The organism is Rhodococcus marinonascens NBRC 14363 (genome assembly GCF_001894885.1).
Taxonomy (GTDB): domain Bacteria; phylum Actinomycetota; class Actinomycetes; order Mycobacteriales; family Mycobacteriaceae; genus Rhodococcus_F; species Rhodococcus_F marinonascens.
Genome location: NZ_BCXB01000108.1, coordinates 1 through 1,982 on the forward strand (window position 1 = coordinate 1; position 1,982 = coordinate 1,982).

Annotated in this window: 1 protein-coding gene; it reads left to right on the forward strand. The window is 66.0% G+C overall.

All coding sequences use genetic code 11. From position 1 onward, the window contains the following. Positions 1-406: 406 nt before the first annotated feature. On the forward strand, positions 407-1,513 hold the full coding sequence (locus RM2_RS23015) for a beta-propeller fold lactonase family protein (protein WP_072691761.1): 1,107 nt from the start codon (positions 407-409) through the stop codon (positions 1,511-1,513). Positions 1,514-1,982: the final 469 nt, after the last annotated feature.

Here is a 1,982-nt window from a genome sequence, read left to right on the forward strand (position 1 = left end):
GCGAGATGCGTGCAGCTCGCGTCCATCAGTACCAAGGTATCGAGGTACTAAGGTATTGCGGTTTCTAGCGGTGTGGTGACGGTGTCCTCGATCGCGGCCACGGCGGTCTCTGCGTCGGCGGGAGTCCCTGCGGCGGAAGAGAACTTGTCGAACGCCGACCGGATGCCCGGCTGAGAGCAGCACCGGGGTAACCCTGCGTTCACGCCCGCGTTGATCCCTCGGCCCGGCCGTTCGGGTGTTCGATACTACCTTGTGCGGCCTTGTGCCTGTGAGGAGTTCGGCGGATTTGGGGTCGGAACCGAAATCCGGTTGTTAGCCTCCGGTGGGCTGGGTTTCGGTTCCGACGGCCGGTTCCCGACATGACGAAGGTTGATCCGGTTTGTTCCTCACAAGGTAGGAGACGAATGTGAATCAGCACACTACGGTGCGCGGTTACCGCAGGGTCGGGGGGCGCGCAGCGCGTCTCACACTCGCGGCGGCGGCCACCGCCGCGATGGTCCTCGGTATCGCCGGGATGGGGGCGGGGGCCGCGGCCGCCGATACCGTCATCGACACCGTCCCGGTCGGGAACGCCCCGTTCGGGGTGGCGATCACCCCGGACGGGTCCCACGCCTACGTCACCAACAGTGACGACGGCACGGTGTCGGTGATCGAGACCGCCGGCAACACGGTGGTCGATACCGTCACGGTCGGGAACGGCCCGGTCGGGGTGGCGGTCACCCCGGACGGCTCCTTCGTCTACGTCACCAATGGTGGTGCCGGTTTCGGCGATTCGGTGTCGGTGATCGAGACCGCCGGCAACACCGTGGTCGACACCGTCACGGTCGGGAACGGCCCGTCCGCGGTGGCGGTCACCCCGGACGGAACCCGCGTCTACGTCACCAACGCTAGTGACGGCACGGTGTCGGTGATCGAGACCGCCGGCAACACGGTGGTCGATACCGTCACGGTCGGGAACGGCCCGACGGGGGTGGCGGTCACCCCGGACGGATCCCACGCCTACGTCACCAACAGTTTTGACGGCACAGTGTCGGTGATCGAGACCGCCGGCAACACGGTGGTCGATACCGTCACGGTCGGGAACGGCCCGGTCGGGGTGGCGGTCACCCCGGACGGATCCCACGCCTACGTCACCAATGGTGGTGCCGGTTTCGGCGATTCGGTGTCGGTGATCGAGACCGCCGGCAACACCGTGGTCGACACCGTCACGGTCGGGAACGGCCCGTCCGCGGTGGCGGTCACCCCGGACGGAACCCGCGTCTACGTCACCAACGCTAGTGACGGCACGGTGTCGGTGATCGAGACCGCCGGCAACACAGTCATCGAGACCGTCGCGGTCGGGACCTTCCCGTTCGGGGTGGCGGTCACCCCGGACGGGTCCCACGCCTACGTCACCAACCGTGACGGCAACACAGTGTCGGTGATCGCCATCGAGAAGTGCACCGGATCGTTGTGCTTCGACTTCGGCTCAGGCACAGGCTCAGGCACAGGCTCGGGCAGCTTTTTCAGCTGACACCCGCACCGTGAAGCCGGATGAGGCCGCCACCCCGACCGTGAGGGTGGCGGCCTCATCCGGTTCGTTGACAGGGCTCGGCGGCGGTCCGGTGAACCGGCAGCCCACCAGGTCGTCGTGCACAGGCCGGCCTTTCTGGAGGATGTCCCGGGTTCCGGGGAACTTCGGTGGCGGCCCGGTGACCATCACTCTCACTCTCGTCCACACAGTGAAGTGTCCGGACACCCCGGGGCGATTCACTTCAGGACGCGGTGATCGTGCAGAAAAGCCTGATGTATCAGCCAGTGCGCCGGCACGCTGACAGTCCGTGAAGTACACCTCTGCCGTCACCATTTTCTCTCCTCCGATTTCGGGTTGTCAGCCCTGGTCAGTGATGGTTTGCACGCAGCGTTTCGCCCTGGCGGTAAAAGGGCCTGACTAACCGAGGAGTCAGGAACCGACCCGTTACCGTCTTCGTGGTCCCGCACTG